This is a genomic window from Kushneria sp. AK178 (genome assembly GCF_053903105.1).
This window is the reverse complement of record NZ_CP096381.1, coordinates 1,799,847-1,825,553: the sequence shown is the minus strand read 5'-3', so window position 1 is coordinate 1,825,553 and position 25,707 is coordinate 1,799,847. Positions and strand designations below refer to the sequence as shown.

The 25,707-nt window shown below is 61.0% G+C and carries 27 protein-coding genes and 1 tRNA gene; 15 read left to right on the top strand and 13 right to left on the bottom strand.

Annotation, left to right across the window (positions count from 1 at the left end; translation table 11 throughout):
* Positions 1-23: 23 nt before the first annotated feature.
* Complete coding sequence (gene tusD / locus M1D97_RS08215; RefSeq protein WP_456270196.1) at positions 24-416, bottom strand: sulfurtransferase complex subunit TusD; 393 nt, start codon at positions 414-416, stop codon at positions 24-26.
* Between the two features lie 106 nt (positions 417-522).
* Positions 523-1,188 (bottom strand): Bax inhibitor-1/YccA family protein, encoded by a 666-nt coding sequence (locus M1D97_RS08210; RefSeq protein ID WP_456267258.1) that lies wholly within the window; start codon positions 1,186-1,188, stop codon positions 523-525.
* A gap of 147 nt (positions 1,189-1,335) precedes the next feature.
* On the opposite strand from M1D97_RS08210, the gene M1D97_RS08205 reads away from it, so the two are divergent.
* The 3 genes from M1D97_RS08205 (at position 1,336) to M1D97_RS08195 (ending at position 2,268) form a co-directional block, all read left to right on the top strand.
* Positions 1,336-1,426: transfer RNA gene (locus M1D97_RS08205), tRNA-Ser, on the top strand.
* Positions 1,427-1,657: 231 nt separating this feature from the next.
* Complete coding sequence (locus M1D97_RS08200; protein WP_456267257.1) at positions 1,658-1,918, top strand: hypothetical protein; 261 nt, start codon at positions 1,658-1,660, stop codon at positions 1,916-1,918.
* Between the two features lie 110 nt (positions 1,919-2,028).
* Complete coding sequence (locus tag M1D97_RS08195; protein ID WP_456267256.1) at positions 2,029-2,268, top strand: hypothetical protein; 240 nt, start codon at positions 2,029-2,031, stop codon at positions 2,266-2,268.
* Positions 2,269-2,331: 63 nt separating this feature from the next.
* Here the strand turns inward: M1D97_RS08195 and M1D97_RS08190 are convergent, their stop codons facing one another.
* Together M1D97_RS08190 and M1D97_RS08185 are read right to left on the bottom strand one after the other, a co-directional pair.
* Positions 2,332-4,041: a potassium/proton antiporter gene (locus tag M1D97_RS08190; protein ID WP_456267255.1), complete on the bottom strand. Its 1,710-nt coding sequence runs from the start codon at positions 4,039-4,041 to the stop codon at positions 2,332-2,334.
* 113 nt (positions 4,042-4,154) lie between these two features.
* Complete coding sequence (locus M1D97_RS08185) at positions 4,155-5,003, bottom strand: hypothetical protein (protein WP_456267254.1); 849 nt, start codon at positions 5,001-5,003, stop codon at positions 4,155-4,157.
* A 326-nt stretch (positions 5,004-5,329) separates the two neighbouring features.
* Between M1D97_RS08185 and M1D97_RS08180 the strand changes: the two genes are divergently transcribed.
* From M1D97_RS08180 to M1D97_RS08160, 5 genes are all read left to right on the top strand, one after another.
* Positions 5,330-6,094 (top strand): ABC transporter ATP-binding protein, encoded by a 765-nt coding sequence (locus M1D97_RS08180; RefSeq protein ID WP_456267253.1) that lies wholly within the window; start codon positions 5,330-5,332, stop codon positions 6,092-6,094.
* Complete coding sequence (locus M1D97_RS08175; RefSeq protein ID WP_456267252.1) at positions 6,091-6,882, top strand: ABC transporter permease; 792 nt, start codon at positions 6,091-6,093, stop codon at positions 6,880-6,882. Before M1D97_RS08180 ends, M1D97_RS08175 begins: the two co-directional genes overlap by 4 nt.
* Positions 6,879-7,892, top strand: a complete 1,014-nt coding sequence (locus tag M1D97_RS08170; RefSeq protein ID WP_456267251.1) for an ABC transporter substrate-binding protein — start codon at positions 6,879-6,881, stop codon at positions 7,890-7,892. Before M1D97_RS08175 ends, M1D97_RS08170 begins: the two co-directional genes overlap by 4 nt.
* A 205-nt stretch (positions 7,893-8,097) precedes the next feature.
* Entirely contained in the window at positions 8,098-8,550 is a 453-nt protein-coding gene (mntR, locus tag M1D97_RS08165) for a manganese-binding transcriptional regulator MntR (RefSeq protein WP_456267250.1), read from the top strand.
* A 138-nt stretch (positions 8,551-8,688) separates the two neighbouring features.
* Positions 8,689-10,107 carry an exonuclease domain-containing protein gene (locus M1D97_RS08160; protein WP_456267249.1) on the top strand — a complete coding sequence of 473 codons (1,419 nt, stop codon included), beginning with the start codon at positions 8,689-8,691 and terminating at the stop codon, positions 10,105-10,107.
* Between the two features lie 38 nt (positions 10,108-10,145).
* Here M1D97_RS08160 and M1D97_RS08155 read toward each other — a convergent pair whose 3' ends face one another.
* Positions 10,146-10,934, bottom strand: coding sequence for an alpha/beta fold hydrolase (locus M1D97_RS08155; protein ID WP_456267248.1), 789 nt, complete (start codon positions 10,932-10,934; stop codon positions 10,146-10,148).
* Positions 10,935-10,996: 62 nt separating this feature from the next.
* Complete coding sequence (locus M1D97_RS08150) at positions 10,997-11,677, bottom strand: 7-cyano-7-deazaguanine/7-aminomethyl-7-deazaguanine transporter (RefSeq protein ID WP_456267247.1); 681 nt, start codon at positions 11,675-11,677, stop codon at positions 10,997-10,999.
* A 251-nt stretch (positions 11,678-11,928) separates the two neighbouring features.
* Between M1D97_RS08150 and M1D97_RS08145 the strand changes: the two genes are divergently transcribed.
* Positions 11,929-12,201, top strand: coding sequence for an ArsR/SmtB family transcription factor (locus tag M1D97_RS08145; protein WP_456270195.1), 273 nt, complete (start codon positions 11,929-11,931; stop codon positions 12,199-12,201).
* Positions 12,202-12,271: 70 nt separating this feature from the next.
* On the opposite strand, the gene sohB is transcribed toward M1D97_RS08145, so the two are convergent.
* Positions 12,272-13,321, bottom strand: coding sequence for a protease SohB (gene sohB / locus M1D97_RS08140; RefSeq protein WP_456267246.1), 1,050 nt, complete (start codon positions 13,319-13,321; stop codon positions 12,272-12,274).
* Between the two features lie 134 nt (positions 13,322-13,455).
* Between sohB and M1D97_RS08135 the strand changes: the two genes are divergently transcribed.
* Entirely contained in the window at positions 13,456-13,782 is a 327-nt protein-coding gene (locus tag M1D97_RS08135; RefSeq protein WP_456267245.1) for an SCP2 sterol-binding domain-containing protein, read from the top strand.
* 28 nt (positions 13,783-13,810) lie between these two features.
* On the opposite strand, the gene nudC is transcribed toward M1D97_RS08135, so the two are convergent.
* From nudC to M1D97_RS08115, 4 genes are read right to left on the bottom strand one after another with little or no spacing between them, the layout of a single operon-like run.
* Entirely contained in the window at positions 13,811-14,587 is a 777-nt protein-coding gene (gene nudC / locus M1D97_RS08130; protein WP_456267244.1) for an NAD(+) diphosphatase, read from the bottom strand.
* A gap of 1 nt (position 14,588) precedes the next feature.
* On the bottom strand, positions 14,589-15,332 hold the full coding sequence (dnaQ, locus tag M1D97_RS08125) for a DNA polymerase III subunit epsilon (protein WP_456267243.1): 744 nt from the start codon (positions 15,330-15,332) through the stop codon (positions 14,589-14,591).
* Positions 15,329-15,796: a ribonuclease HI gene (gene rnhA / locus M1D97_RS08120; RefSeq protein ID WP_456267242.1), complete on the bottom strand. Its 468-nt coding sequence runs from the start codon at positions 15,794-15,796 to the stop codon at positions 15,329-15,331. Before rnhA ends, dnaQ begins: the two co-directional genes overlap by 4 nt.
* Positions 15,797-15,830: 34 nt before the next feature.
* A complete protein-coding gene (locus M1D97_RS08115) occupies positions 15,831-16,694 on the bottom strand; it encodes a methyltransferase domain-containing protein (protein ID WP_456267241.1) in 864 nt (287 codons plus the stop codon).
* A gap of 130 nt (positions 16,695-16,824) precedes the next feature.
* Here M1D97_RS08115 and gloB point away from each other — a divergent pair, with 130 nt between their 5' ends.
* The 5 genes from gloB to M1D97_RS08090 are packed head-to-tail and all read left to right on the top strand — an operon-like array spanning position 16,825 to position 23,205.
* Entirely contained in the window at positions 16,825-17,592 is a 768-nt protein-coding gene (gene gloB, locus M1D97_RS08110; protein WP_456267240.1) for a hydroxyacylglutathione hydrolase, read from the top strand.
* A 24-nt stretch (positions 17,593-17,616) separates the two neighbouring features.
* Positions 17,617-19,455: an extracellular solute-binding protein gene (locus M1D97_RS08105; RefSeq protein ID WP_456267239.1), complete on the top strand. Its 1,839-nt coding sequence runs from the start codon at positions 17,617-17,619 to the stop codon at positions 19,453-19,455.
* Positions 19,456-19,460: 5 nt separating this feature from the next.
* A complete protein-coding gene (locus M1D97_RS08100) occupies positions 19,461-20,531 on the top strand; it encodes a microcin C ABC transporter permease YejB (RefSeq protein WP_456267238.1) in 1,071 nt (356 codons plus the stop codon).
* 50 nt (positions 20,532-20,581) lie between these two features.
* Positions 20,582-21,610: an ABC transporter permease gene (locus tag M1D97_RS08095; RefSeq protein ID WP_456270194.1), complete on the top strand. Its 1,029-nt coding sequence runs from the start codon at positions 20,582-20,584 to the stop codon at positions 21,608-21,610.
* Positions 21,607-23,205, top strand: coding sequence for an ABC transporter ATP-binding protein (locus M1D97_RS08090; RefSeq protein WP_456267237.1), 1,599 nt, complete (start codon positions 21,607-21,609; stop codon positions 23,203-23,205). The genes M1D97_RS08095 and M1D97_RS08090 overlap by 4 nt, the downstream gene beginning before the upstream one ends.
* A 98-nt stretch (positions 23,206-23,303) precedes the next feature.
* Here M1D97_RS08090 and M1D97_RS08085 read toward each other — a convergent pair whose 3' ends face one another.
* Both M1D97_RS08085 and M1D97_RS08080 read right to left on the bottom strand, forming a co-directional pair.
* The gene (locus M1D97_RS08085) at positions 23,304-24,086 is read right to left on the bottom strand and encodes an amidohydrolase (protein ID WP_456267236.1); all 783 of its coding nucleotides are present in this window, start codon (positions 24,084-24,086) and stop codon (positions 23,304-23,306) included.
* 305 nt (positions 24,087-24,391) lie between these two features.
* On the bottom strand, positions 24,392-25,231 hold the full coding sequence (locus M1D97_RS08080; protein WP_456267235.1) for an alpha/beta fold hydrolase: 840 nt from the start codon (positions 25,229-25,231) through the stop codon (positions 24,392-24,394).
* Positions 25,232-25,707: the final 476 nt, after the last annotated feature.

Sequence of the window (25,707 nt, the reverse complement as noted above, 5' to 3'; positions counted from 1 at the left end):
CTGCCCTGTTTGTGATGCTTGCCTCAAGGGGCAAAGGTAATCAATCGATCATGAGTGAGCGCCGCCTGCATGAGCTGGCCCAGCCCCGTCAGCTCGAACGGAGCCTCAAGCGTGGCATGTTCATGTCCGTGGCGCCGCGCCTCACCGTCATCCAGCAGGCCGCGCCGGATGGCCGACGCCACGCAGACCAGCAGCTCACACTGCTGCACCTGGTGCAGCGCTCGCCAGCGCTCGAGAAGATGCGGTTCATCCGGCGGCGGTGACATCATGCTGGCGGCATTGTAGACGCCGTCATGATAGAAAAAGACCGTTGCCACACGGTGTCCCTGTGCCGGCAGGGCCTCGGCAAAGCGCAGCGCGCTGTGAGACGCCTGCTGGCTGTAGGGTGCCCCCTGAACCATCAGGGCATAGGTCAATCCTTGTGAGGCCAAGATATCTCTCCTGAAGCAAGCCTCTCGAAACAAAGAAACCCCTGCCCGAAGGCAGGGGTTTCATACTAACAGATCATGATGTGTCGATGGATCAGTCGCTGGAGGACATCCCCAGAAGCGACAGCAGACTGATGAACAGGTTATAGATGGCCACATAAAGGCTGATGGTGGCCAGAATGTAGTTGGTCTGCCCGCCATGGATGATCTGGCTGGTTTCAAACAGGATCACGGCCGAGGCAAACAGGACAAAGCCTGCCGAGACGGCCAGCGCCAGCCCCGAGATGTTGAAGATCATCGCCACCACCATGGCCAGAATCAGCACGATCGCGCCGGCCATGATGAAGTTGCCCAGAAAGCTGAAATCCTTGCGGGTAATCAGCGCCACCGCTGACAGCCCCACAAAGGTGGCCGCCGTCATGCCCAGCGCCGTCATGATCAGCTGCGGACCGTTGGACAGCGTCAGATAGGCACTGAGGATCGGCCCGAGAGTAAAGCCCATGAATCCCGTAAACGCAAAGGTAGACAGCAGACCTGCTGCCGAGTTGGCGGTCTTGTGGACCAGAAACATCAGCCCGTAGGCGCCAATGAAGAATACAAAAATGTTCATGCGCTGGATGCCCATCGACATCGCGATCCCGGCAGTAACGGCCGAGAAGAGCAGTGTCATGGCAAGCAGCATGTAGGTATTGCGCAATACCTTGTGTGATTCGACGCTTTTGGTCCCGGTTTGCGAGACCCCATAGGTTCTATCGACCATGGAACACTCCCTGCCTTGTGTCTGATTATGGTGGAATTTTAACCAAGAATGAGCTTCAAATGCTGTCTCTGCAAGCCGTGCCCCTTTTGATTGAATTAAGCTCCTTGACGTCTGCTGACAGGTTGTTAAGATGCATCGCCGTAAGTCGGAGGGATGGCAGAGTGGTCGATTGCAGCGGTCTTGAAAACCGCCAAGGGTTTGTAGCCCTTCCAGGGTTCGAATCCCTGTCCCTCCGCCACTATTTCAAAAAGCCTGTCGATCATGGATCGACAGGCTTTTTCTATTTTTCGCCACCCCGAGCAGCGTGTACAGCCAAAAAGGCAGATAACGCCCCTTTCCGGCCGACGGCGTCGATCCGCCGTGGCAGACAGCCCATCGCATGGCTGATCACTTTTATGCCCGGAAAATTTACAACCGGGACACTTGCACTTACTGTTGACGCTTCGATTCACTTACCGAGGCAACCGTTGTGACATCCGTTCGTTTGCAGCAGACCGCCGATGCTGCCCGTGATCGGACCTCGTGCGAGGTCATTCAGCAGCCGTGTGAGTCGGGCGAGCCCTGTCTGGAGCTCTGGAAGGATGGTTGCAGAGTGGAAAGCCTCTACCTCAGTGACGAGATGATGGAACTTTTTATCAACCTCGAAGCCAGCTATCGCCAACAGGGCATGACTGACAGTGCCGTGCGCGCCTTTCAACAGTTGAGCGATATCGAAGGGTCCGGCCGCTGACAGGGCGTGCCTGCCCTGTCAGTGTCGTGCTCTCTCCGACTCTGGTTGCAGAGTGATGCCGCCTTGCCTAGGCTCATTTCAGGATGACTCGATGACATGGAGAGGTTCAAATGGCCAACAGCGGACGCGGTTTCACCAAAGGCAACATGGAACGAGAGAACGAGCATGAGGGCAACAACCCGCCTGCCGTTTACGATGTCGGTGACCGTCCGGGGCATGCGGGAGAGTTTCAGGAGTGTACGCCCCAGGGCGATCTGCTGGATGAATCGACACGCATCCAGCTGGATCATGACGATGAGCCACTGCCGGCGACATCGCAGAAAAACAACAAGTGGCGCATGATGAACTGAGACGCGCCTGTTGATGATACAACGCCCGCTGATCAGCGGGCGTTGTTGTGTCCGGTACTCAGGCTAGCCGTGCAGTCGAATACCGACACGCGTGACGTTGTTGCCCTCCACGTCCTGTACGATCCAGTGAATGCCGTGCCAGTCGATGTCATCCCCCACGACCGGATAGCCTCCAACGCGACGCGCGATGAAGGCGCCAAGCGTTTCCTCGCGCTCCCAGCGTGACAGGGTCAGACCATAGGCGTCGGCCACGTCGCCCATAAGTGCCTCGCCCGACAGGGCAAAGGCGCCGAAGAAATCACGTTCCCGCTTGAGTTCGGCATCGCCATTGAAAAGATGGTTGATGGCGTTGAGATCGTGGGTCCGGGCAATGACGCAGGCGATATCCCCCGCCTGCAGCCGTGTGCTTCCGGTAGGGTGAATCATGGCGTGTTCGCGAAAGATGGCGGCTACAAGTGCCCCGGAAGGAAAACGAAGCATCCTCAGCTGCATGTTCTCGACGCGCTTGCTGTCGACCCTGTAGACGAACATTTCGTAGTCGTCTTCAGGCAGGACACCCAGCAATCGACGTCGGGCCGGCGCGGTTTCCGCCGGCACTTCGACCCTGAGCCAGCGCGCCATGTGGCCGATCGTGGTGCCCTGCAGTATCAGGGAGATCAGCACCACGAAAAAGGCCACGTTGAAATAGAGCGACGCATTTTCAACGCCGGCGATGACCGGGAAGATGGCCAGCACGATGGGCACGGCCCCGCGCAGGCCCACCCACGAGATGAAGGCAAGCTCTCGCCAGCGAAAGCCGAAAAAGGGCTTGAGGCTCAGTAGTACCGCCAGGGGGCGGGCCAGAAAGATCAGTACCACGGCGACCATGACGCTGGACCAGGCGTAGTCGACCATCTCACTGGGCGTGACCAGAAGCCCCAGCGTCAAGAAGAGCCCGATCTGGCTCAACCAGGCCAGGCCGTCATGGACAGGCAGGATGAACTCGAGATGCTTGCCGCGAATATTGCCGATCATGACACCGGCGAGATAGATGGCCAGAAAGCCGCTGCCGCCCAGCATGTTGGTCAGGGCGAAAACGCTGAAGCCCAGGGCCGCGGCCAGCAGCGAATAAAGCCCCGGCGCCAGGTCCAGCCAGCGCAGCAAGCGCCCCACCAGCCAGCCGCTGGCGACGCCGGCCACCGCCCCGATACCGAACTGTTCGACAAACATCAAAAGCGTACCGGAGACACTGTTGATCGAACCGGCAAGGGTCTGCGACAAAATCAGTGTCAGAAAGATCGCCATCGGGTCATTGGTGCCCGATTCGATCTCGAGTGTGGCGCCGACGCGCTCGTTGAGACGGATGCCCTGCCCGCTGAGCATGGAAAAAACGGCCGCAGCATCCGTGGAGCCCACGATGGCGCCGACCAGAAGCCCCTGAAACAGGCTGAGGTCGAATACCCACATGGCGAACAGCCCGGTCAGGCCGCTGGTCAGAAAGACGCCCAGCGTGGCCAGCGACAGCGCCGGTCGCAGCCCTACCCTGAAGGTCTTCAGGCGGGTTCGAAGGCCGCCGTCCAGCAGGATCATGGCAAGGGCCAGCTGGCCGATCAGGTAGGCCAGATTGTAATCCCCGAAATCGATCAGCCCCAGACCGTCGACACCGGCGAACATGCCGATGCCCAGAAACAGCGGCAGCAGCGGCAGGCCGATACGTGCAGACACCCGGCTGGCCAGAATGCTCAGGGCCACCAGTAACCCGCCAATCAAAAATATGCTGTTAAAGTCGGTCACGGCGTTTCTTTAATAACCTCTTGTAATAAGGGGTAGTGTGCCATGATCGCCCTCTCATATCACCCTTGCGTCCCGATGACCATGATCCAACAGGCTTTCAGCCAGCACCGTGTTCAATGCTGATCGAGCCAGCACGGCGCATCCCGCACCTGTGGCCAGAGGCACGGGCCAAAGCAGTTGAACCGCCACAGGATGGCCCGACAGATCCGTCGGTGTGCCCCGATATCAATGACATCACAAAACGGCCAGTAGCGATCCAGGAAACAGCGCTGCTGATCGGCATCGGTGATCAGCATTTCGATCAATGCCCAGTCAAACTCCCGCGGCGCCCATACCAGCGCCTCCCAGTCGCTCCAGCACCAGTCCGTCGCCCCCTGCATGAACTGGTCATTGCGCAGATCCGGCAGGCACCAGACAGCACTGTTCGGCACGGGCACCTCGGCCGGCAGGTCCCGAAGGACGGTCGGTGGCATGTACTGCTCGAGATACCGTTTTACTCGCCCCGGCCATTGTGACAGCGGCCATACCTCGGCCAGCGGGTGGCCCCAGCCCGAGACAGGGACAGCATGAAGACGCCCGACCTGCTCGCCCAGCCGCGAGGTAAACGTCGTGTCCATGGTGGCGGTACGGCCTGCGCGCCAGGGCTGGCTCCAGATCGGAGCGCCCTGAAGGGAGCCCAGCCAGGTCATGGGCAGCGGCAGCATGGGCAGGTGCGCCGGCAGGTTACCGGCCAGACGCGTCAGATGCTCGGCGTGTGCCCAGCGATCAAAGCCGAACAGCGCCCACAGCCCGTGCCAGAAGGGATCATTGATGCTGGTTCGCGCCATGCGGATCATTTCCGGCGACAGGGCATCGCTTTTCCAGCGCCAGTTGGATGCATCTTCCCAGTCCAGCGGCTGGGCAATGAGGGGGCGCCCCAGAAAGAAGGAGAGTCGCTCGGTAAGTTCGCACGATGGTGTCATGCAGAGACCGCCCTGGTTGATGAAAGGCACCGGCAATGGCCGACCTGCCCTTTAGTATGCAAATAACGCTTCGTTAAAAAAGTGCTTTATGTTGTCATCAAGGGCGATGGCACCTGTCGGCAGACAGGAAACCATGGTGGATGCCGTTGCGAGGCGCTAGACTCTGCGGTGTTCGAACGGGGTGTATCGACAGGAATCGATGCTGAGAGTGGTCCGGCCACAACCCGCAAGGTGTCACCACGGCACCCATTACCTGATCCGGTTCATGCCGGCGGAGGGATTTCGAATCACGCCAGCCGTGCCCTTCGCCCTTTAAAAGGGCTTTCATGTCACAGACACCTTCATCCCTTGACGCTCATCCCTTTGGCGGACTCCGGGTGCACGCGGCACGCCTGGCCTTTGGCGAACGTGTGCTGTTTGACGATGTCTCGCTGTCGCTCCCCCCTGCCAGCTGGAGCTGTCTGCTGGGCCGAAGCGGCTGCGGCAAGAGCTCGCTGCTGCGCCTGATGGCAGGCCTGAACGTTTCAAGCGACGCTCGTCTGACGCTGGTGGATGACCGGCAGCGCCCCTTTGACCAACGTATCGCCTGGATGGGGCAGCAGGATCTGCTGCTGCCCTGGCGGCGTGTCATCGATAACGTGCAGCTGGGTGCGGTCATGCGCGGCGAGCGCGGGGATGGCGATCGTGCCATGGCGCTTCTCGAGAAGACCGGACTGGGCTGGGCTGCACGCTGCTATCCACAGACCCTGTCCGGTGGCGAGCGGGCCCGGGTGGCGCTGGCCCGCACGCTCTATGAACAGGCACCGCTGGTGCTGATGGATGAACCCTTTGCTGCCCTGGATGCCATTACCCGGCTCGATATACATGCCCGGGCCTGTGAGCTGTTGTCGGACTGCACTGTGGTCATGGTGACGCATGATCCTCTTGAAGCGCTGCGCCTGGGCGATCAGCTGTTGATCATGCGCGGCACCCCCGCCCATATCGAATGCGTTCTGCCACCCGAAAGCCAGCCGCCGCGTGATCCGGCCTCGGCATCGATGAGCCATCATCATGGCGAGCTTTTAAAGACGCTGACGGAGCGGGCGGCATGAGATACACCCTGATCCGTCCCCTGCTACGACTGCTGCTGGCCACCGCCCTGCTGGTGGGGGTCTGGCAGCTGGTGGTGGCGCTTGGCGCGCCGCGCTACATGCTGCCGGCGCCGTCAAGCGTCATGCACACCCTGGTCGCACAGCCAGAGCTACTGTGGCATCACGGCCTGGTCACGCTGGGTGAAATCCTGGCCGGCTTCGCCTGCGGCACGCTGCTGGGCACGGTGACTGCCCTGACGCTGTCGCGCTGGGCCTTTCTGCGCTCGACCGTGCTGCCGCTTTTGCTGCTGACCCAGGCCATACCGGTCTTTGCCATCGCCCCGCTGCTGGTGCTCTGGTTCGGCTACGGACCGGGGTCGAAGATCGTCATGGCGACACTGATCATCTACTTTCCGATCGCCTCGACCTGCTATGACGGGCTGCGTCAGACCCGGACCGGCTGGCTTGATCTGGCGACCACCATGGGAGCCAGCGCCAATCGCCGGCTGTTTTATATACGCTTGCCGGCGGCCCTGCCCTCACTGGCATCGGGCCTTCGCATGGCGGCTACCGCGGCGCCCATCGGTGCCATCATCGGCGAATGGGTTGGTTCCAGTGCCGGTCTTGGCTATCTCATGCTGCAGGCCAATGGCCGCATGCAGACCGATCTGATGTTCGCCGCCCTGATCGTGCTGCTGATCATGACCATCACGCTTTATTTTACCGTCGATCGCCTGTGCCGTCTGGCCATGCCCTGGCAGCCGGACCGTACCGGCTCACAGGCGTTGATCAATGGAGAAACGACATGAAAAAACTGTTGGATCGATTCTGTCTTGTGGCCATCGTGGCCGTTGTCATGACCGGCGCTGCCAGGGCTGATGAACGCGCCGGCGAGGGTGCGCCGGCGCCTTTATCCTCACCGCCCGAGGCCTCTCTGCGCCTGATGCTGGACTGGTACGTTAATCCCAGCCACGCCCCGATCATCATCGCGCAGCAAAAGGGGTTCTTTCGGGATTTGGGGTTGAAGGTCACCATCGACACGCCGGCCGATCCCACCGCCCCGCCCAAGCTGGTGGCCGCCGGCCGCGAGGATCTGGCGCTGGGCTATCAGCCCCAGCTTCACCTGCAGGTCGATGAAGGGCTGCCGGTCAAGCGGGTCGGCACCCTGATCGGCACACCGCTGAACGTGCTGATGGTGCGGGCCGACAGCGACATTCATCAGCTTGGCGATCTCAAGGGCAAGCGCGTGGGCTACTCGGTCGGCGGTGTCGAAGAGGTCCTGCTGGCGGCGATGCTCAACCACTCGGGGCTTGATATGGACGATATCGAACCCGTTAACGTCAACTTTGCCCTCACCCCGGCTTTGTTGAGCCAACGAGTCGATGGCGTGACAGGCGCCTTTCGTAATTTCGAGCCGGCGCAGCTGGCTCAGGAAGGGGTCGAGGGCCGCGCCTTCTTTATCGAGGAGCAGGGCGTTCCCATTTACGACGAGCTGATCTTTCTGGCCGGCACCGAGACGCTGGATGAGAAACGCCCGCTGATAGCGCGCTTCATGAAGGCCATCGAGAAGGCGACGATGTGGATCGTCAACCACCCCGATGAAGGCTGGGAACTGTTCAAGGCCTATGACGACTCGCTGGACAACGACGTCAACCATCAGGCCTGGGAGGCCAGCATCGCCCGCTTTGCACTGCGCCCTGCTGCCCTTGATACTGCCCGCTACCGGGATTTCGAGAACTTTTTGCTCGACCGTGGCGTGATCCAGAAACGTGCGCCTGTCGGGCGTCTGGCTGAAGACGTCAATGCCGCCGGCCACTGACAGACCCTGTTACGGATGGTCCGGGGGCATGACGCCTGCCCCTGGTCACGACAAAAAACCGCGGGCACGGCACCCGAAAGACATGCCAGAATGCCCGTTGTGACAGGCCCCGTCCGGGGCGGGGCCGGTTTACAATCCTTATTATAATAGTCAACTTTTATGTGTTACTTTTATTCCCGTTTCGGCGATCGATCAAGAGAGAGTCATGCCATCAACGTCCCACCACGAACATTTTGAGCGTGTGCGCCAGGATCACCAGCGTGAACTGGTAGAGGACTATGTCGAGGAAATTGCGCACCTGCATCGTCATCTGGGTGAGGCTCGTGCCAGTGATCTGGCTGATCGATTCGGGGTCAGCCCGGCTGCGGTGTCCAAGGTGGTAACGCGTCTCAAGCGTGATGGTCTGGTCAATGCTCGTCCCTATCGCGGCATCTTTCTGACCGATCTGGGGGAAGAGCTGGCGCACAAGGTAGCGGCGCGCCATCGGGTCGTACTGCAGGCGCTGCTGGCCCTTGGCGTTCCCGAAAGCATCGCGCGGGCGGATTCCGAGGGCATCGAGCATCACTGCAGCGATGAAACCGTGGCCGCCATGCACCGTTTTCTGGCCGATAATCCGCATCTGGTGCCGGATTCCATCTCCCGCATGACCAGCCGTTAACATCTCCCGTTACCCGTCCTGACGTTTCGATAGCTATCCTGAATCCAGTGCGTCGCCTGCGGCCATGATGCTCAGTCTGCAGGCGGATTTCCTTTTCGTGTTTTAGCAGGGCGCCACAGGCGTCGGGAGACTCCGGTCATGTCATCTCATCCCGGGATGCAGGCGCATCCGCCGCTGGCAGACACCCCGCTGGTCTTTATCGATCTTGAAACCACGGGCACACGCGCCACACGGGATCGTATTACCGAGATTGCGGCCCTGCGCGTACTTGACGGCCGGATCGTTGATCGTTTTGAAACCCTGGTGGACCCCGGTATCGATATTCCCGAGCGCATTGCCACACTGACCGGCATCGACAATGCCCTGGTCAGCGGTGCGCCGGACTTTGAGGCGATTGCCGACAGATTCGAACAGTGGCTGGGAGATGGCTGGCTGGTCGCTCACAACGCCCGCTTTGATTACAGCTTTCTGCGCAACGAGTTTCGCCGGCTGGGGCGGGAATTTCGCCGCCGCGTGGTCTGCACGCTCAAGCTGTCTCGGGCGCTGGATAGAGGCTCGCACCATCATGGTCTGGATGCCCTTCTGGCGCGCTATCAAATCGAGCCGCACCCCCCGCGCCATCGGGCACTGGGGGATGCCCTGACGCTGTTTTCTGTCTGGCAGTACTGGTCACGGCACCACTGCGTTGAGCAGATCGAACAGCATGTCCTCGAGCAGGAGCGCCGTCGCAGCCTGCCCGCCCAGCTTGACCCCGGGCTGCTGGACGAGCTGCCCGCCCGGCCCGGCGTCTATCTCTTTTACGGGCACAACCGCCTGCCGCTTTACGTGGGCAAGAGTGTTAATCTGCGCTCCCGGGTGCTGAGTCATTTCAACAGCGATCACCGCAACGATCGCGAAATGAAGATCTGTCAGCAGACCCGTCATCTGGAGTGGCATGAAACCGCGGGCGATCTGGGCGCGCAGCTGCTCGAGGCGCGCCTGATCAAGCAGCTCTCTCCCATCTACAACCGTCGGCTGCGGCGCAACGCTGGTCTGCACACCTGGTACTGGCCGACACAGGCACAGGCCCCGCAGCTGGCCGGGCAGCAGGCGCTGCAGGAGGATGTTTCGGGAACGCGCTATGGCATGTTTCGATCACGTCGCGAGGCGACTCAGGCGCTAAGCGGTATTGTCGAGCAGCAGCGCCTGTGCCCGCGGGTGATGGGGCTCGAGCGCGGCAAGGGGCGCTGCTTTGCCTATCAGATCGGACGCTGTGCCGGGGCCTGCTGTGGTCAGGAGAGTCTGGAAACCCATACCCGGCGCGCGCAGGAGGCGCTCGAGCGCCTGCGCATTCAGCACTGGCCCTGGTCCGGACGCGTGGCCTTTCGGGAAGCAGCCAGCGAACAGGAGGTGGTCTATCACCTGGTGGATCACTGGTGCTATCTCGGCAGCGTCGAGCAGCTGGATCAGGCGCCGGCAGCGACCGATATCGCCTTTGATGCCGATACCTACAAGATCCTGACGCGCTTTCTGGCCGACGAGCATGAAGGGATCACCGTTATCCCGCTCGAAAACTGATCTCTCAAGCGGGATAACAGGCGGGGCTGTGCCCCGGCCTAGCGTACGTTCAGAAAATCATCGATGGACTGTAGAAAGGCCTCGGGCTGCTCGGCATGCAGCCAGTGACCGGCCCCCTTGATGGTTTCAACCCTTGATGCCGGCATGACCTCGGCAATGATCGGTAGCGTCTCGTCCGTGATGTAGTCGGAATGTTCGCCGCGCAGCACCAGCGTTGGCCCCTCAAAGGGGGTGTCTCCCCCCGGCGGCGCCACGATGTCACCGTACCCTTCCTCGATGAAATCAAGCCCGACACGCCAGCCCAGAATGCCCTGATCATCGCGCGCCAGATTGGTGGCCAGAAACTGCCTTGTGGTCTGGCTGTCGATGGCCCCGGCCATGGCATCATCGGCTTCCTTGCGGGATTCCGGCAGCGCATCCTCGACCAGCCGATGGGCACGAAAGATATCGTCATGGCCGTGCTCGTAGACCACCGGGGCGATATCGGCCACGATCAGGCGCTTCACCCGCTGCGGGTGGTGCCGGGCCAGCGTCATGGCGACCTTGCCGCCCATCGAGTGTCCCAGCAGGTCGCACTGCCGAATATCCAGCCTGTCCAGTACCTCCAGCACATCTGCTGCCATCGCGTCATATCCCATGCCGGGGGCGTGGGGGGAGCGGCCATGATTGCGCAGATCCACGGCCACCACGCGTCGCGTCCGGCGCCAGTGTTTGACGTGGGAGCGCCAGTTGTCGGCACTGCCAAAAAGACCATGCAACACGACAAGCGGTGGCGCGTCTGCCTGTTCCGGCATGCCTGAATCCGCATGGTGAAGCTCAATACTCATGAAGTCTCCGTACCCTGTCCATAGTGACGCCCTGATGCCTCGACCCCTATCGGGTGTGCCTCTCACCGGTGTTTCATGCCACCCGCTCCTGCTGATTCCACGCCGGATAGCCGCAGCAGACATCGCTGCAGCCAGATCAGCAGCATGGCGTAAAGGGGCAGGAACAGCATCAGGCTGATGATGAGTTTCACACCATAGTCGACCAGCGCTATTTCAATCCAGTGCGCTGCCATGAAGGGGTCGGGGCTGTGCCAGAACGCCACGAAAAAGAAAATAAAGGTATCCAGCAGATTGCCCAGCACCGTGGAGCCGACCGGCGCCAGCCACCAGGGGCGCTGGCGGCGCAGACGGTCGAATACCATGATATCCAGCGCCTGGCCCAGGGCATACGCCATGAAGCTTGCCAGTGCGATACGACCGACAAAAGGATTGAAGGACAAAAGCGCTTCCATACCGCGCCACTGCCCCTGCTGAAACACCACGGAGACCAGGTAGGAAACCACCAGGGCCGGCAGCATGACGCGAGCGATCAACCGCCTTGCGGCATGGCGCCCCATGAGACGAACGGTCAGGTCGGTGGCCAGAAAGAGAAAGGGAAAGCTGAAGGCGCCCCAGGTGGTGTGAAATCCCAGCAGCGTAATGGGCAGTTGAACCAGGTAATTGCTCGCGGCAATGACCAGAATATGAAAGATACAGAGCACGGAAAGCGCGATACGCATTCTGGCATAGTCAAATATGAGCATGATCAGGTTTTTTAATCGATTTCCGTGAACCAGAAAGGTATAAAATCATCTAACCGTGAGCGCTAATCCAGAGGCCCTTTGATGAGAGGGTTCATCATGGCCATGGCACACGGTACTGCCCTGTTCAGACGCCGCTGTTTGCCGGAACCGCCATTGGACAACAGCGCGTCAACAGGCAGAGCGTCTTTTTTCACAAGGAGTTAAAAATGAGTGTATGTGCCACTGCACCGATCGCGACAGCGGGGTGCGAAATGGTCATTCTCGATTCTGCACCGCTGCTCAAGGCCATGGCCAACGAAAATCGGCTACGCATTCTCTGTCTTCTCAGGGAGGGAGAAATGTCCGTGTCGGAGCTGAACAGTAAACTTGACCTGAGCCAATCGGCGCTGTCCCAGCATCTGGCTGTGCTGCGTCGCGAAGAGCTCGTCAGTACGCGTCGTGCGTCCCAGACGATCTATTACTCCCTGCGTGGCAAACACGCCGAGGCAGTCATCGATACGCTGGCAGGACTCGACCGGTCCTGATCCGAGTGCGTGGTCTCAATAAGCGGCCTGCCCCTGACAGGGGGCAGGCCGCTTGTCGTTTGCCCAAGCGTTACTGTTTTTCCCAGCGCAGCCGCACTACGCGATCGATGGCGCGATCGATGCCACGCTCAAGGGCACTTTCGCTACCTTTGCCAAGACGCTCCAGCATCGAGCGCTGCGGTTTGAGACCGACTTCCAGAATTCGCCATTGCTCGCTGCGCGCCTGCAGCCAGGCCTCGCTGGTATTGACCTCATCGACCAGTCCCGAATCGATGGCCTGCTGGCCGTACCAGATATCCCCTTCGCTGACCTGCTCGATATCCAGCCTCGGGCGGCGGGACGCCACCCATGACTTGAACAGATCATGCGTTCTTTCAAGGTCGTCCAGAAACTTTTGCCGGCCCTCCTCGGTATTTTCACCCAGCACGGTGAGCGTTCGCTTGTGGCGCCCGGCGGTCAGGATCTCGACATCGACATCGTTTTTCTTGAGCAGGCGGTGCAGATTGGGCACCTGAGCGACCACACCGATCGAGCCGATGACCGCAAAGGGGGCCGCGATCAGATGATCGGCACAGCAGGCCATCATGTAACCGCCGCTGGCGGCCACCCTGTCGACGCTGACCGTCAGCTTGAGCCCTGCCTCGCGCAGGCGGTCGAGCTGGGCACTGGCCAACCCGTAGGCGTGTACCAGTCCCCCGCCCGACTGCAGGCGCACCAGCACCTCATCGCCGGGACGGGCGGCCGCGATCACACTGGTGATCTCTTCCGTGAAGGCGGGCACGCGAGAGGCGCGCAGGTCACCGTCGAAATCGAGCACCCAGAGCGTGTGATGGCCTTCATCGGCCTGCTTGTGCTTTTTCGCACGCTTTTGTTCTGCCTTGCGCGCCTTCAGGCGGTCCTTGATATGGCGCTCGCGCGCCCCTTCCCCGAGGGTGGCATCCTCAAGTGTTTCGCGATGGCGCCGAAAATATTCTCCACGATTGCGCACATGAAGCCTGGCACTGCGCCCCTGGCGCTGGCTGCGTGCCCGGACCATGAGCATCAGGACCACGGCAATGGCCACGACCACCGTGACACTCTGTGCCAGAAACAGCGCGTAGCTGGATAACCATTCGCCCACGTTTTCAACCTCCCGGTCATAACGGATAGAATGCGCGCCATCATCGCACATGACACCCCGACGTGCTGGGCAACACGGCCTGCCCGTCGTGAAATGGCTATCATGTACCCTTTACTCATCAACCGGACATAACGATGGTCGATACCGCGCCCCTGATTGCAAAACTTCACGAACGCTTTGATGCGCAAGCGGCAGCGGGTGTCCATGAGACCCTGCAGCTCGAACTGGCTGAAGGGCCACGCTATTTCGTCGCGATCGATGATGGCACGCTGGATATTCAGGAAGGAGATCATCACGCCCCTTCCGTGACGCTGATGACGGACACCCGCACCTTCGAGCGACTGATCAACAAGGAGCTCAGCGGTATGCAGGCGGTCATGTCGGGCAAGGTGCGCGCCCGTGGCGATATCATGCTGGCGTCTCGCCTGACCCGTCTGTTTCGTCGCCGCGGCGACACCTGACCCCCTGGCGCCACCCCGGCTCGAGCGTCTACTCCCGGGGAGCGCTGCCCCGCAGGAAGTTCTCGATCAGGGCGCTCGAGATGGAATAGAAAGGCGGCAGCCCCGGCAATTGATCGGCGGTAAACCAGTCGGCGGCCTCGATCTCGATGCCGTCGATATGGATATCACGGCTGGCCGCCTCGGCGTAGAATCCCATCATGAAAGAATGGGGCATCGGCCATGACTGGCTCTTGAAATAGCTGACGCGCCCGACCTGTACGCCCACTTCTTCGAAGACCTCACGCCGAACCGCTTCTTCTGCCGATTCGCCGGGCTCGATAAAGCCGGCCAGTGTACTGAAGCGTCCGGTGGGAAAGCGCGGGCTGCGTGCCAGCAGCAGCTGATCACGCCAGGTCACCAGCGTAATGATGCAGGGTGAAATTCTGGGATAGCTTCGAAAGCTGCAGGCCGGGCACGCCATCATGAACTCGCCGGGGCGACGGCGCATGCGTGTACCGCAGCGGCCACAGAAGCGATGATCCTGCGACCAGCGTACGATCTGCAGTGCCGTGGAGATCAGCCCGAAGGATTGTTCGGGCAGCGTACCCAGCCAGTGGCGTGCCGGCAGCCACTGTTCTTCTCCCTGTTCCGATAACACGGCAACCGGCACCTCGTTCCAGTAGCCGATGGCGATGGCCCCGTCGGGCCAGCGTGCGCGCGGCTGTAGAATGCCGCCCTGGCCGTTGTCGGCGATACCGTGTTCGCCAATGCGGATCAGATAGCCTTCATGGCGGTCGACAAGCGTGCGAATATCGCGTGTCAGCACTTCAACCTCCCAGTTGATCCCAGAGACAGCCGCCCTTCTCTCTCAGACCGGCCAGCTTTTGCTGATGGGCCTGCGCCTCTTCATCGCTGGCAGCAATCACGCGCAGCGGCGCCCGGTCGGCAGCCAGACGTCGAATGGCAAAGCCGGTTGTGCCGCTGTTGCCGGTGTCGCTGCTGTCGCCGTACTGCTCGGCCCCAAGCGTCAGAGCGGTCTGACCGCCGGTCATGGCCAGATAGACATCAGCGAGGATTTCGGCATCCAGCAGAGCGCCGTGGAGCTCGCGGCGGCCGTTATCGATATCGTAGCGCTTGCACAGGGCGTCCAGGTTGTTGCGCTGCCCTGGATGGCGATCGCGTGCCATTTTCAGCGTATCAAGAATGCCGCATTTCGAAGCCAGCGGCCCCAGCGCATCGTTACCGCGTGCCCGATTGACCATGGCGAACTCGTGATCGAGAAAGCCCACGTCAAAGGGCGCGTTGTGAATGACCAGCTCCGCTCCCTGCACGAATTCCCAGAACTCATGGGCGATATCGGCAAACACCGGCTCATTGGCCACGCGCTCGTCGGTGATGCCATGCACCTCGATGGCTTCCGGGTCGATGGCGCGTTCGGGGTTGATGTACTGGTGATAGTGGCGACCGGTCAGACGACGGTTGATGACCTCGACGCCGCCGATTTCGATCAGGCGATGCCCGTCCCTGATTTCGATGCCGGTGGTTTCCGTATCAAGAACGATCTGTCTCATGGCGTTTTCTCGCTTGTCCTGAATTCATCCATGGCGTCATTGGCCAGCTGGTCGGCCAGTTCATTGCCTTCATGGCCGGCATGGCCCTTGAGCCAGTGCCATTCGATATCGTGTCTGCGAGACTCTTCCAGCAGCATTTTCCAGAGCTCGGCATTCTTGACCGGTGCCTTCGAGGCGGTTTTCCAGTCCTTTTTGACCCAGTTGTGAATCCACTGGGTAATGCCCTGGCGAACGTACTGCGAGTCGGTCCAGAGGTCGATGCGACACGGGCGGGTCAGGGCCCGCAGTGCGGAGATGGCAGCCATCAGCTCCATGCGGTTGTTGGTGGTATGTGCTTCACTGCCCTTCAGACACTTTTCATGCGTCCCGCTGCGCAGGACCGCGCCCCATCCGCCCGGCCCCGGGTTGCCCCGACATCCGCCGTCCGTGTGGATAGTGACATGGGGACGTACGTCATCGTTCACTGCGCGCCTCGTGGTTTGCGGTATCAGATGCTCATTATGCCACGACAGCCGGGGGCGCTGTCGGATGGTATGGTGCGCACCGGGGACGGTCAGCCGGATATGGCCGTTTCTCCCGGGGGGCGACGGGTTCGAAGGTAGCATCGGGAGGTATCTCATGGGCCACGCAGGCCAGGGTGGAGGCCCTGTTGCCGAGCATGGCACCAGGGTCAAAGCGCTTTTTGAGCGGAATCATGCGACACATCTGGCGTTTGGCGCTGATCACCCATGCCCGCCCCAGCGGCAGATTGTGGCGGCGTCCCCAGGTCTCCATGAGAAGCCAGTCCGGCGTATTTTCGAAGGGCACAAAGCCGCAGTAATCGATCCGCTCGATGTTGAAGTCGATAAAGCTCAGCCAGTCACGCAGCCGCCCGGGTGTCAGCCATTGGCTACGCTGATAGAAACGATCGTGACACCGCTTGAGTCTCGCCGGTCCGGCAATGCCCAGCGGGTGCCAGCCGATCAGGATCAGACGGCCGCTGTCGCTGGTGACACGCGCGGCTTCACGCAGCAGGCGGCCGGGCTGGGGCGCCACTTCCAGTAGATGGTGGACCAGCACCAGCTCCAGCGCCTCATCGGCCAGCGGCAGGGCTTCCGGACGGCAGACCAGGGTCGAGGGGTGTTCGGCCAGATCACGCTGCGGCGCCCACCGGATGCGGTGGCGAATGCCGTCATGGGCCAGCAGTGTCGGGGCAACGCCGAGCTCAAGGGCATGCTGCACGCCGGATCGGGCCAGCACCTCCTGATGCAGGCACTGTTGCTCTGCCTGCCACTGTCGCCTGCCGTGGGCGGTCTGCCAGTAGTGCTGCCCGGCCAGGAACTGTTCGCTGAACGTTGCCTGGTCTGCGTGGTGATTTGACATGCAGGGCCCCTGATCGCATGGTTATCGCGTTTAATGACCACCCCGGTTTTCGAGGCTGGCGGTTACCCGAAACATTCGTTACATCGGGCACATTGCGCCTTTTTTGCAACCCACTTTATCGAGGATTGTCATGTTGACCGTCAAACCACTGCCGGCGTTCCAGGATAATTACATCTGGGTGATGGAACAGGACAACACAGGCAGCGTTGTCGTGGTCGATCCGGGCGAAGCCCAGCCGGTCATCGACTATCTGGAGCGTACCGGTGCACGCCTTGAAGCCATCCTGATCACGCACCATCACCAGGACCATACCGGTGGTCTCGACGAGCTGAAAACACGTTACTCCGCGCGCGTGATCGGTCCGGACAACCCGTCCATCGCCGGAATTGATGAAACCGTCGGGGAAGGCGACCGCTTCCGACTGATGGGGCGCCACTTCGAGGTCATGGCCACGCCCGGCCACACCCTGGATCATATCTCCTACCTCTCCAGCGGAACGCCGTCGCTGCTCTTTTGCGCCGATACGCTCTTTTGCGGCGGTTGCGGGCGTCTTTTTGAAGGCACGCCCGAACAGATGTATCAGGCTCTGACACGCTTTGCCGAGCTTGATGATGACACGCTGGTCTTTGGCGCACATGAATATACGCTTGCCAACCTGAAGTTCGCGCAGGCGGCCGAGCCGGACAACAGCACCCGCGATGCCCTGCTGGAAGAGTGTCAAAAGGCGCGCGAGCTCGACCGCCCCACCCTGCCCAGCACCATCGGCCGTGAGCGCATCATCAATCCCTTCATGCGCGCGCATCTGGAGAGTGTACAGCGCGGCGCCGCCGAACAGGGAGATACGCAGGATGCGCAGTCCACCTTCGCCACCCTGCGTGCCTGGAAGGATCGGTTTTGAGGGCAGATGCCTGACATGAAAGGCATGAAACGGTGGCATGCCCTGCTGGGCGCGGGCCTTCTGATGGGGCTGGTCGTTCACGGGGCGCAGGGGGCTCCCGTCAGTGAGGTACCGACCGTGCACGGTATCTCGCTCTATGATGCCCCCGAGCTGCCGGCGGATTTTGAACACTTTCCCTGGGTCAATGTGCAGGCGCCCAAGGGCGGCGATATGGTGCGCGCCGCCCAGGGCAGCTTCGATTCCCTCAATCCCTTTATCGTGCGGGGCGACCCGGCCAGTGGCCTGAGCGCCTTTGGCGGGCTGCCCTTTGATACGCTGATGGTGGAAAGTCCCGATGAGCCCTTCACCCTGTACGGGCTGCTGGCGGCAGGCATTCGTCTGGACCCGGACCGGCGCTGGATGGAGATCGATCTCGACTCGCGCGCGCACTTTCATGATGGCAGCCCGGTGACGGCCGAGGATGTCGTGGCCACCTTCGAGACCCTGACCACGCAGGGCTCGCCCATGTATCGGGCCTACTACGCTGATGTGACCGACGTGGAGATGCTGTCGCCGTTTACCGTGCGCTTCGAATTCAGTGCCGATAACTCGCGCGAGCTGCCGTTGATTCTGGGGCAGCTACCGGTGCTTTCGGCCGAGGAGATTCGCGGCCGTGACATGACACGCCCCACGCTCGAGCCCCTGATGGGCTCCGGCCCCTACCGTATCGCCTCCGTTCAGCCCGGCCAGCGCATTGTCTATCAGCGTGACGAAAATTATTGGGCCCGCGACCTGCCGGTCAACCGCGGTCGCTACAACATCGACCGCCTGATCTTTGACTACTATCGCGACCCCGGCGTTGCCCTGACGGCCTTTCGTGCCGGGCGAGTCGACCTGCGTGTCGAAAACATCGCACGTAACTGGGTCACCGGCTATGACTTCCCTGCGGCGCGCCAGGGGCTGATCAAGCGCGTTGAAATCGAGGATCACAATCCGGCGCCCATGCAGGGGTTCGTAATGAATCTGCGCCGGGATATCTTCAAGGACCGGCGCGTTCGACAGGCGCTGGGGCTGGCGTTTGACTTCGAGTGGCTTAACCGCAATCTCTTTTACGGGCTCTACGCCCGTACCCGGGGCTTTTTTGACCACTCCTCCATGGAAGCCGAAGGGGTGCCGAGTGCCGGCGAACGCGCCCTTCTCGCCCCCTGGCGCGATCAGCTGCCCGACGCGGTCTTCGAGTCTCCCCTGCCCATCGAGGCGCCCCGGGCGCTGCGCCCTCGGTTAAAAAAGGCGCTCGGCCTGCTCCGTGAGGCCGGCTACGAGGTGCGCGATGACCGCATGGTGAATAAGGACACCGGGCAGCCGCTGCGTTTCGAATTGCTGCTGCGCGATGCAAGCCTTGAGCGCATGGCGCTGCCGATGGTGCGTAACCTTGCGCGTCTGGGAATCGAGGTCAATCTTCGCACCGTGGACCCGAGCCAGTATCTGGTCCGGCTGCGCCAGTTTGATTTCGACATGACCACCACCGTCATCGCCCAGAGCAACAATCCCGGTAATGAGCAGCGCGAGTACTGGGGCAGCGACTACGCCGATCAGCCGCAAAGCCGCAATCTCATGGGCATCGAAAGCCCGGTGGTCGATGATCTCATCGAGCATATCATCCGGGCGGACTCCCGCGAGGCGCTGGATTCGGCCGCCTCGGCGCTGGACCGTGTGCTGCGCTGGGGCTTTTATGTCATCCCCCAGTATCATTCGCCGGTGACCCGACTGGCCTACTGGAAGAAATTTGCCATGCCCGATCAAAGCCCCGAATTTGGTCTGGACCTCGACAGCTGGTGGGTCGACCCGCAGGGTGCCCGCGCGATTGATGCCCGTCAGGAGTAGCGCCCATGGCACGTTATATCGTGATGCGTCTACTGCTGATGGTACCGACCCTGCTGGCCGTGCTGCTGCTCAATTTCCTCATCGTGCAGGCCGCTCCCGGCGGGCCGGTCGAGCAAATGCTGTCGCGCATCGAGGGGATGAGCTCGGGCGCTGCCCTGGGGGGCGGCAGCGACGGGGTCGTGGCCAGCGGTGACGCCAGCCGCGGCACGCGCGGTATCGACCCGGTCTTCATCGAGGAGCTCAACGAGCAGTTCGGGTTCGACAGGCCCCTGTGGAAGCGTTTCGCCATCATGGTGGGTGACTACGCGCGACTGGATCTGGGCGAGAGCTTCTTTCGCGGCCGATCGGTGACGGATCTGATCGTCGATCGCTTGCCGGTCTCCATTTCGCTGGGGCTCTGGAGCACGCTGCTGGTCTATCTCATCTCCGTCCCGCTGGGGATTCTCAAGGCGGTGCGCCAGGGCAGCCGCTTCGATCTGTGGAGTTCGGCGCTGGTGATCGTGGGCTATGCCATTCCCGGCTTTCTGTTCGCTCTGCTGTTGATCGTGGTCTTTGCCGGCGGCAGCTACCTGCAGTGGTTTCCGCTGCGCGGCCTGACCTCCCCCGATGTCGACCAGCTCTCCTGGTGGGGGAAGATCATCGACTATTTCTGGCATATCACCCTGCCGGTGATCGCCCTGACCATCGGCAGCTTTGCCACCCTGACCTTTCTGACCCGCAACAGTTTTCTCGAAGAGATTCACCGGCAATACGTGATGACCGCGCGCGCCAAGGGGGCCTCCGAGCGGCGCCAGCTGTATGGCCACGTGTTTCGCAATGCGATGCTGATCGTGATTGCCGGTCTACCCTCGGCGCTGGTAGGGATCTTCTTTACCGGGGCGCTTTTGATCGAGGTGCTCTTCTCCCTCGATGGCCTTGGCATGCTCGGCTATGAAGCCGTATTGCAGCGCGATTATCCGGTCATCTTTGGCACGCTCTTTCTCTTCACGCTGATCGGTCTGGTGTTGAAGCTGATCTCCGATCTGACCTATGTGGCCATCGATCCGCGTATCGATTTTGAACGACGGGAGAGCTAGCCTTGCCGATTCACGCCTCGTCTTCTGCCGGGTCACGGCTTTCGCCCATCATGCGTCGCCGGCTGGCGACCTTTCGCGCCAATCGGCGCGCCATGGTGGCAAGCGTCGTGTTTCTGGCGCTGCTGGTCATCACGCTGCCAGCCGAGCTGATTGCCAACGATACGCCGCTGGTGGTGCGTTTTGACGGCCAGTGGTACTGGCCGCTGCTGATGGACTACCCCGAAACCGTCTTCGGCGGTTTTCTGCCCACCACGGCGCTTTACAGTGACCCGGCCGTGCTGGCGCTGATTCGCGAACAGGGGTGGCTGATCCAGCCGCCCATCCCCTTTTCCTGGCAGAGTATCGACATGACGCTCGATACCCCGGCACCGGCGCCGCCGAGCATGACGCACTGGCTGGGGACCGATGACCAGGGTCGCGATGTGCTGGCGCGCGTGATCTACGGTTTTCGACTGTCGGTGCTGTTTGCCGGTCTGGTCACGCTGGGGTCGGTCCTGATTGGCGTTATCGTGGGTGCGGTGCAGGGCTATTTCGGCGGTCGGGTGGACCTGGTCGGGCAGCGCGTGATCGAGCTGTGGGCCGGCCTGCCGATGCTGTTTATCCTGATCATTCTCTCCAGTCTGGTGGTGCCCAGCGTCTGGTGGCTGGCGCTGATCATGATCGCCTTTTCGTGGCTGGGGCTGGTTGACATCGTGCGGGCCGAGTTCCTGCGTGCCCGCAACCTTGATTACGTTCGCGCCGCCCGCGCCATGGGGCTGCCGGCCCGGCTGATCATGTGGCGTCACGTCCTGCCCAACGCCATGGTATCCACCCTGACCTTTCTGCCCTTTATCTTTACCGGTGCCATCACCACGCTGACGGCGCTGGATTTTCTGGGCTTCGGTCTGCCGCCCGGGTCGCCGTCGCTGGGCGAGCTGGTGGCACAGGGCAAGAACAACCTGCAGGCCCCCTGGCTGGGGATAACGGCCTTCATGACACTGGCCATTCTACTGTCGCTGCTGGTGTTTATCGGGGAAGGCCTGCGGGATGCCTTTGACCCGCGCCACGCCGTGCAGCCCGTGGCCGGGAGTGCCGCATGACGACCGCCTCCCAAAGGACCGTTTTCTCGCTGGAAAAACTGCGTGTCTTCGCAGACGACACGCCCCTGGTGCATGGCGTCAGCCTCACCATTGCCCCCGGCGAGACGCTGGCGCTGGTCGGCGAGTCCGGCTCCGGCAAGACCATGACCGCGATGGCTGCGCTGGATCTTGTGCCCCCGGGTATCCGGGTCGAGGGCGGCCGGTCGCTGGGAGAGACTCGCCTTGAGAAGTTATCCCGCCATGAGTGGGAACGTCTCCATGGGGACCGGGTTGGCGTAGTGTTTCAGGAGCCGATGAGTGCGCTCAATCCGCTGCACCGCATCGGCCGTCAGATCGCCGAAGCCATCACCCTGCACCGGCCGCTGCGTGGCAATGCCCTGCGTGCCAGAGTGCTCGAGCTGATGCAGCAGGTACGCCTGCCCCGCCCCGAACAGCTGATCGATGCCTGGCCCCATGAGCTCTCCGGCGGGCAGCGCCAGCGTGTGGTCATTGCCATGGCGATCGCCAATCAACCCGAGCTTCTGGTGGCCGATGAGCCCACGACCGCGCTCGATGTCACCGTGGCGCGCGAGATCCTGTTGCTGCTGCGGGAGCTGGCCGATTCGATGGGCATGGCGATGCTCCTGATTACGCACGATCTCAATCTGGTCCGGCGCTGGGCCGATCGGATATGCGTACTGCATCGCGGGCGCGTGCAGGAAACCGGCGTCACCGGGGAGGTACTGTCACATCCAACCAGCATTTATACCCAATCCCTGATCGAGGCCGAACCGGAGGGGCAGCCCGCGCCGATACCCGCTCATGCGTCCGAGGTATTGTCGGCGCGAGACCTGTCAGTGGCCTTTCAAAGGCCGCGACCGCTGTTGAAACCGCGCCCGGCGCCCTTCGTCGCCCTGAACCCCATATCACTGACACTGAGGCAGGGAGAAACCCTCGGAATCGTCGGGGAGTCCGGTTCCGGCAAGAGTACGCTGGCGCAGGCGCTGCTGCGTCTGGTGGGCTCGACCGGCGAGATATGGCTGAATGATACCCGGCTCGATCGGCTGGGCAGTCGCGCGCTGCGTCTCGAACGTCGGCACATGCAGATCGTGTTTCAGGACCCCTTTGGTGCCCTGTCACCGCGCATGACCATCGAGGCTATCGTCAGTGAAGGGCTGCGCTTTCACTTTCCCGAGCTCGATCGCAGCGCGCTGCGCGAGCAGGTAGTGCAGACATTGTCATCGGTCGGGCTTGCCACGGAGACGCTGGCGCGCTACCCGCACGAATTTTCCGGCGGGCAGCGAGCGCGGATCGCGCTGGCGCGAGCACTGATTTTGCAGCCCCGCATCCTGGTACTGGATGAGCCGACTTCCTCACTGGATCGCACCGTTCAAAAGCAGCTGATCGAGCTGTTGCGTACACTCCAGCGCGAGCGACAGCTCAGCTATCTGTTTATCAGTCATGATCTGTCAGTGGTTCAGGCAATGGCCCATCGTCTGATGGTGCTCAAGGATGGCGAGCTGATCGAACATGGCGATGCCCGGGAGGTCATCGAGCAGCCGCGTCATGCCTATACGCGCCAGCTCATCGAGTCGGCGTTTTATCGGTCGGTGTGATCCGGATCCTGTTGGCCTGACGTTGTGGCGGCCGCCGGCACCCAAAAGGCCCCGGGCATCACCGCTCGGGGCCTGGTGAATCAGAAACAGCCGACCGGCTAGATGTGCAGCGTAAAACGATCGGCATCGCGATGCGTTGGAAATTGTTCGCGGAAGTCTTCCAGACTCTGTTTGCCGATGACACCGGTACGGACAAAGGCGCGATCCGGCGCTTCATCGATCAGCGCATCGCCACGGTAGTCGACCAGCAGTGAATCGCCGCTGTAGTTCAGATCGTTGCCGTCGTTGCCTACCCGATTGACCCCGATGACGTAGCAAAGATTCTCGATGGCGCGCGCCTGTAGCAGCGTTCGCCACTGCATGCGTCTTGGCGAGGGCCAGTTGGCAACGCAGATCATGACGTCATATTCACAGTCCACGTTACGCAGCCAGACGGGAAAGCGCAGGTCGTAACAGATCGTCAGCAGAACCCTGAAGCCATTGATCTCGACAATGGGTCGTTCAGTGCCCATGGCATAGTGTTCATGCTCATCCGCCATTTGAAACAGATGCCGCTTGTCGTAGGTCACCATGGTGCCGTCCGGGCGGGCCCAGATCATGCGATTGAAATAATCATCCCCTTCGGCAATCGCGACGCTTCCCGTGACCACGGCATTGTGTGACTGTGCGGTCCGCTGCATCCAGGCGACGGCCCTGCTTTGCCCCATGGGCTCGGCGATGCGATCCGGGGCCATGCTGAACCCGGTGGAAAACATTTCCGGCAGAACGATCAAATCGCTGGTGGTGACATTCTGCAGCCATTCATCCAGCAACTGACAGTTGGTATCGATATCTTCCCAGCGCAGATCGGCCTGTACCAGGGTGGTTCTCAGTTCATTCATGATGATAATCCATGCTTGCAAGCAGTTTAAACGAGACCCGAATGGGCGCCTGACCGGTTTCTCCTTTGGTCGAAGAAAGCGGCCCTATCACATTCCTGTCATCTTGATCGGCCATGGTGGCCACGCCGGGAAAGAAAAGAAGATCGTGCAGGGAAGCACATGGACAGGAAGTCCAACGGCAACAGGAGGTTGACTGGGCTCAGCACGACTTCCGGTAACGATGGCACGTGTCATGCCTGGCGGCCAGCGAATCTGCTGGTCGAATTATTCAGGGGGAAGGCCCACATGGGCCTTCCCCTTTTTCATCAGCGTCCCTGCTCGAGGAAGTCGATCAGAAGCCGGTTGAGTTCCTGAGCGTGGGTGAAATTCAGGCCATGCGGACCATCCTTCACGATCTCGAGACGAGCATTCTTGATCATGTCGGCCGAGCGCTGACCGCTGGCCGCCAGAGGGACAATCTGGTCATCGTCGCCATGGATGACCAGTGTCGGCACGTCGATGGTTTCCAGATCCTGACGAAAGTCCGTGAATCCGAACGCCCTGATGCACTCTCGGGTAGCTCTGGGAGAGGCAAAATTGGCGATGTTCTGGTTATAGGCCAGCAGCTCATCGGACAGCGTGGGCGCCTGGCCGTCATGGTTAACGAACAGCTTGCCAAAGCCGCCCAGAAAACCGGGACGATCCTGCTTCACGTTGGCCAGCATGTCATCAAAAATGGACTGATCCACGCCTTCCGGATTGTCATCGGTCTTGAGCATGTAAGGCGTTACCGCGCCTACCAGTACGGCACCCCGAACACGCTTGCTGCCATGACGGCCCAGATATCGGGCAACCTCGCCGCCGCCCATCGAGAAACCGACCAGCGTGGCATCGTTGATATCCAAATGCTCCAGAAGCCCGGCCAGATCGTCGGCAAGCGTGTCGTAGTCGTAGCCGTGCCAGGGCTTCTCCGAGTCACCAAAGCCGCGGCGATCATAAGCGATGCAGCGATAGCCGGCCTCGGTCAGGGCGTTGATCTGGTATTCCCACATGCGATGGCTCAGAGGCCAGCCGTGAATCAGCACCACGGTGGGCCCCTGACCGCAATCCTGATAATAAAGGTCGATGGCATTGTTGTTGCTGTCGACGATATTGGCGTACGCCATGAATCTGCCTCCCTTGTCCGATGGTTAGCATAAAGTACAGTCTGCAAGGTAGCTCAGCAGCGTGATGACTGCATGGCATGGGCGACGCATCCATGGGATAACGCATAAAAAACCGCCTTCCCACTGGAAAGGCGGCGAAAGGACCTGATGATGAGGAGAGAATCCATCTCAGCACCTGACATACTGAAATGAACCGAACGCCGTGGCGTTCGAAAAACACTCTGGACGATCCTGAAAAGGAAATCAATGCAAAAGAGAATAATTTTTATTTGACACACTTTTCCATTCGTTTCGAACGGCCAAAAAAAACCGCCTCGGTGAGGCGGTGTGAGGTTTGGACAGCCAGCCGTTTAGTCAGGGTAAGCCGGCTGTCACTGCTCCTCATCAAGCAGTAACTTCTTGCAACAAGTGTACCGCACATCAGAGGCGGGTTTAACGCAAATCTGACAATAAACCCCATTAACAGAGACAACATT

What these genes read in the sequence shown, in the direction of transcription:
- M1D97_RS08175 (WP_456267252.1), top strand. Translation starts at nt 6,091, where the DNA reads ATGAGATACACCCTGATCCGTCCCCTGCTACGACTGCTGCTGGCCACC.
- M1D97_RS08155 (WP_456267248.1), bottom strand. Translation starts at nt 10,934, where the DNA reads ATGAGTATTGAGCTTCACCATGCGGATTCAGGCATGCCGGAACAGGCA.
- M1D97_RS08145 (WP_456270195.1), top strand. Translation starts at nt 11,929, where the DNA reads ATGGTCATTCTCGATTCTGCACCGCTGCTCAAGGCCATGGCCAACGAA.
- M1D97_RS08135 (WP_456267245.1), top strand. Translation starts at nt 13,456, where the DNA reads ATGGTCGATACCGCGCCCCTGATTGCAAAACTTCACGAACGCTTTGAT.
- dnaQ (WP_456267243.1), bottom strand. Translation starts at nt 15,332, where the DNA reads ATGAGACAGATCGTTCTTGATACGGAAACCACCGGCATCGAAATCAGG.
- M1D97_RS08090 (WP_456267237.1), top strand. Translation starts at nt 21,607, where the DNA reads ATGACGACCGCCTCCCAAAGGACCGTTTTCTCGCTGGAAAAACTGCGT.
- M1D97_RS08210 (WP_456267258.1), bottom strand. Translation starts at nt 1,188, where the DNA reads ATGGTCGATAGAACCTATGGGGTCTCGCAAACCGGGACCAAAAGCGTC.
- M1D97_RS08185 (WP_456267254.1), bottom strand. Translation starts at nt 5,003, where the DNA reads ATGACACCATCGTGCGAACTTACCGAGCGACTCTCCTTCTTTCTGGGG.
- M1D97_RS08085 (WP_456267236.1), bottom strand. Translation starts at nt 24,086, where the DNA reads ATGAATGAACTGAGAACCACCCTGGTACAGGCCGATCTGCGCTGGGAA.
- gloB (WP_456267240.1), top strand. Translation starts at nt 16,825, where the DNA reads ATGTTGACCGTCAAACCACTGCCGGCGTTCCAGGATAATTACATCTGG.
- M1D97_RS08150 (WP_456267247.1), bottom strand. Translation starts at nt 11,677, where the DNA reads ATGCTCATATTTGACTATGCCAGAATGCGTATCGCGCTTTCCGTGCTC.
- M1D97_RS08195 (WP_456267256.1), top strand. Translation starts at nt 2,029, where the DNA reads ATGGCCAACAGCGGACGCGGTTTCACCAAAGGCAACATGGAACGAGAG.
- M1D97_RS08170 (WP_456267251.1), top strand. Translation starts at nt 6,879, where the DNA reads ATGAAAAAACTGTTGGATCGATTCTGTCTTGTGGCCATCGTGGCCGTT.
- M1D97_RS08105 (WP_456267239.1), top strand. Translation starts at nt 17,617, where the DNA reads ATGAAACGGTGGCATGCCCTGCTGGGCGCGGGCCTTCTGATGGGGCTG.
- M1D97_RS08095 (WP_456270194.1), top strand. Translation starts at nt 20,582, where the DNA reads ATGCGTCGCCGGCTGGCGACCTTTCGCGCCAATCGGCGCGCCATGGTG.
- M1D97_RS08180 (WP_456267253.1), top strand. Translation starts at nt 5,330, where the DNA reads ATGTCACAGACACCTTCATCCCTTGACGCTCATCCCTTTGGCGGACTC.
- mntR (WP_456267250.1), top strand. Translation starts at nt 8,098, where the DNA reads ATGCCATCAACGTCCCACCACGAACATTTTGAGCGTGTGCGCCAGGAT.
- M1D97_RS08100 (WP_456267238.1), top strand. Translation starts at nt 19,461, where the DNA reads ATGGCACGTTATATCGTGATGCGTCTACTGCTGATGGTACCGACCCTG.
- M1D97_RS08115 (WP_456267241.1), bottom strand. Translation starts at nt 16,694, where the DNA reads ATGTCAAATCACCACGCAGACCAGGCAACGTTCAGCGAACAGTTCCTG.
- M1D97_RS08080 (WP_456267235.1), bottom strand. Translation starts at nt 25,231, where the DNA reads ATGGCGTACGCCAATATCGTCGACAGCAACAACAATGCCATCGACCTT.
- M1D97_RS08160 (WP_456267249.1), top strand. Translation starts at nt 8,689, where the DNA reads ATGTCATCTCATCCCGGGATGCAGGCGCATCCGCCGCTGGCAGACACC.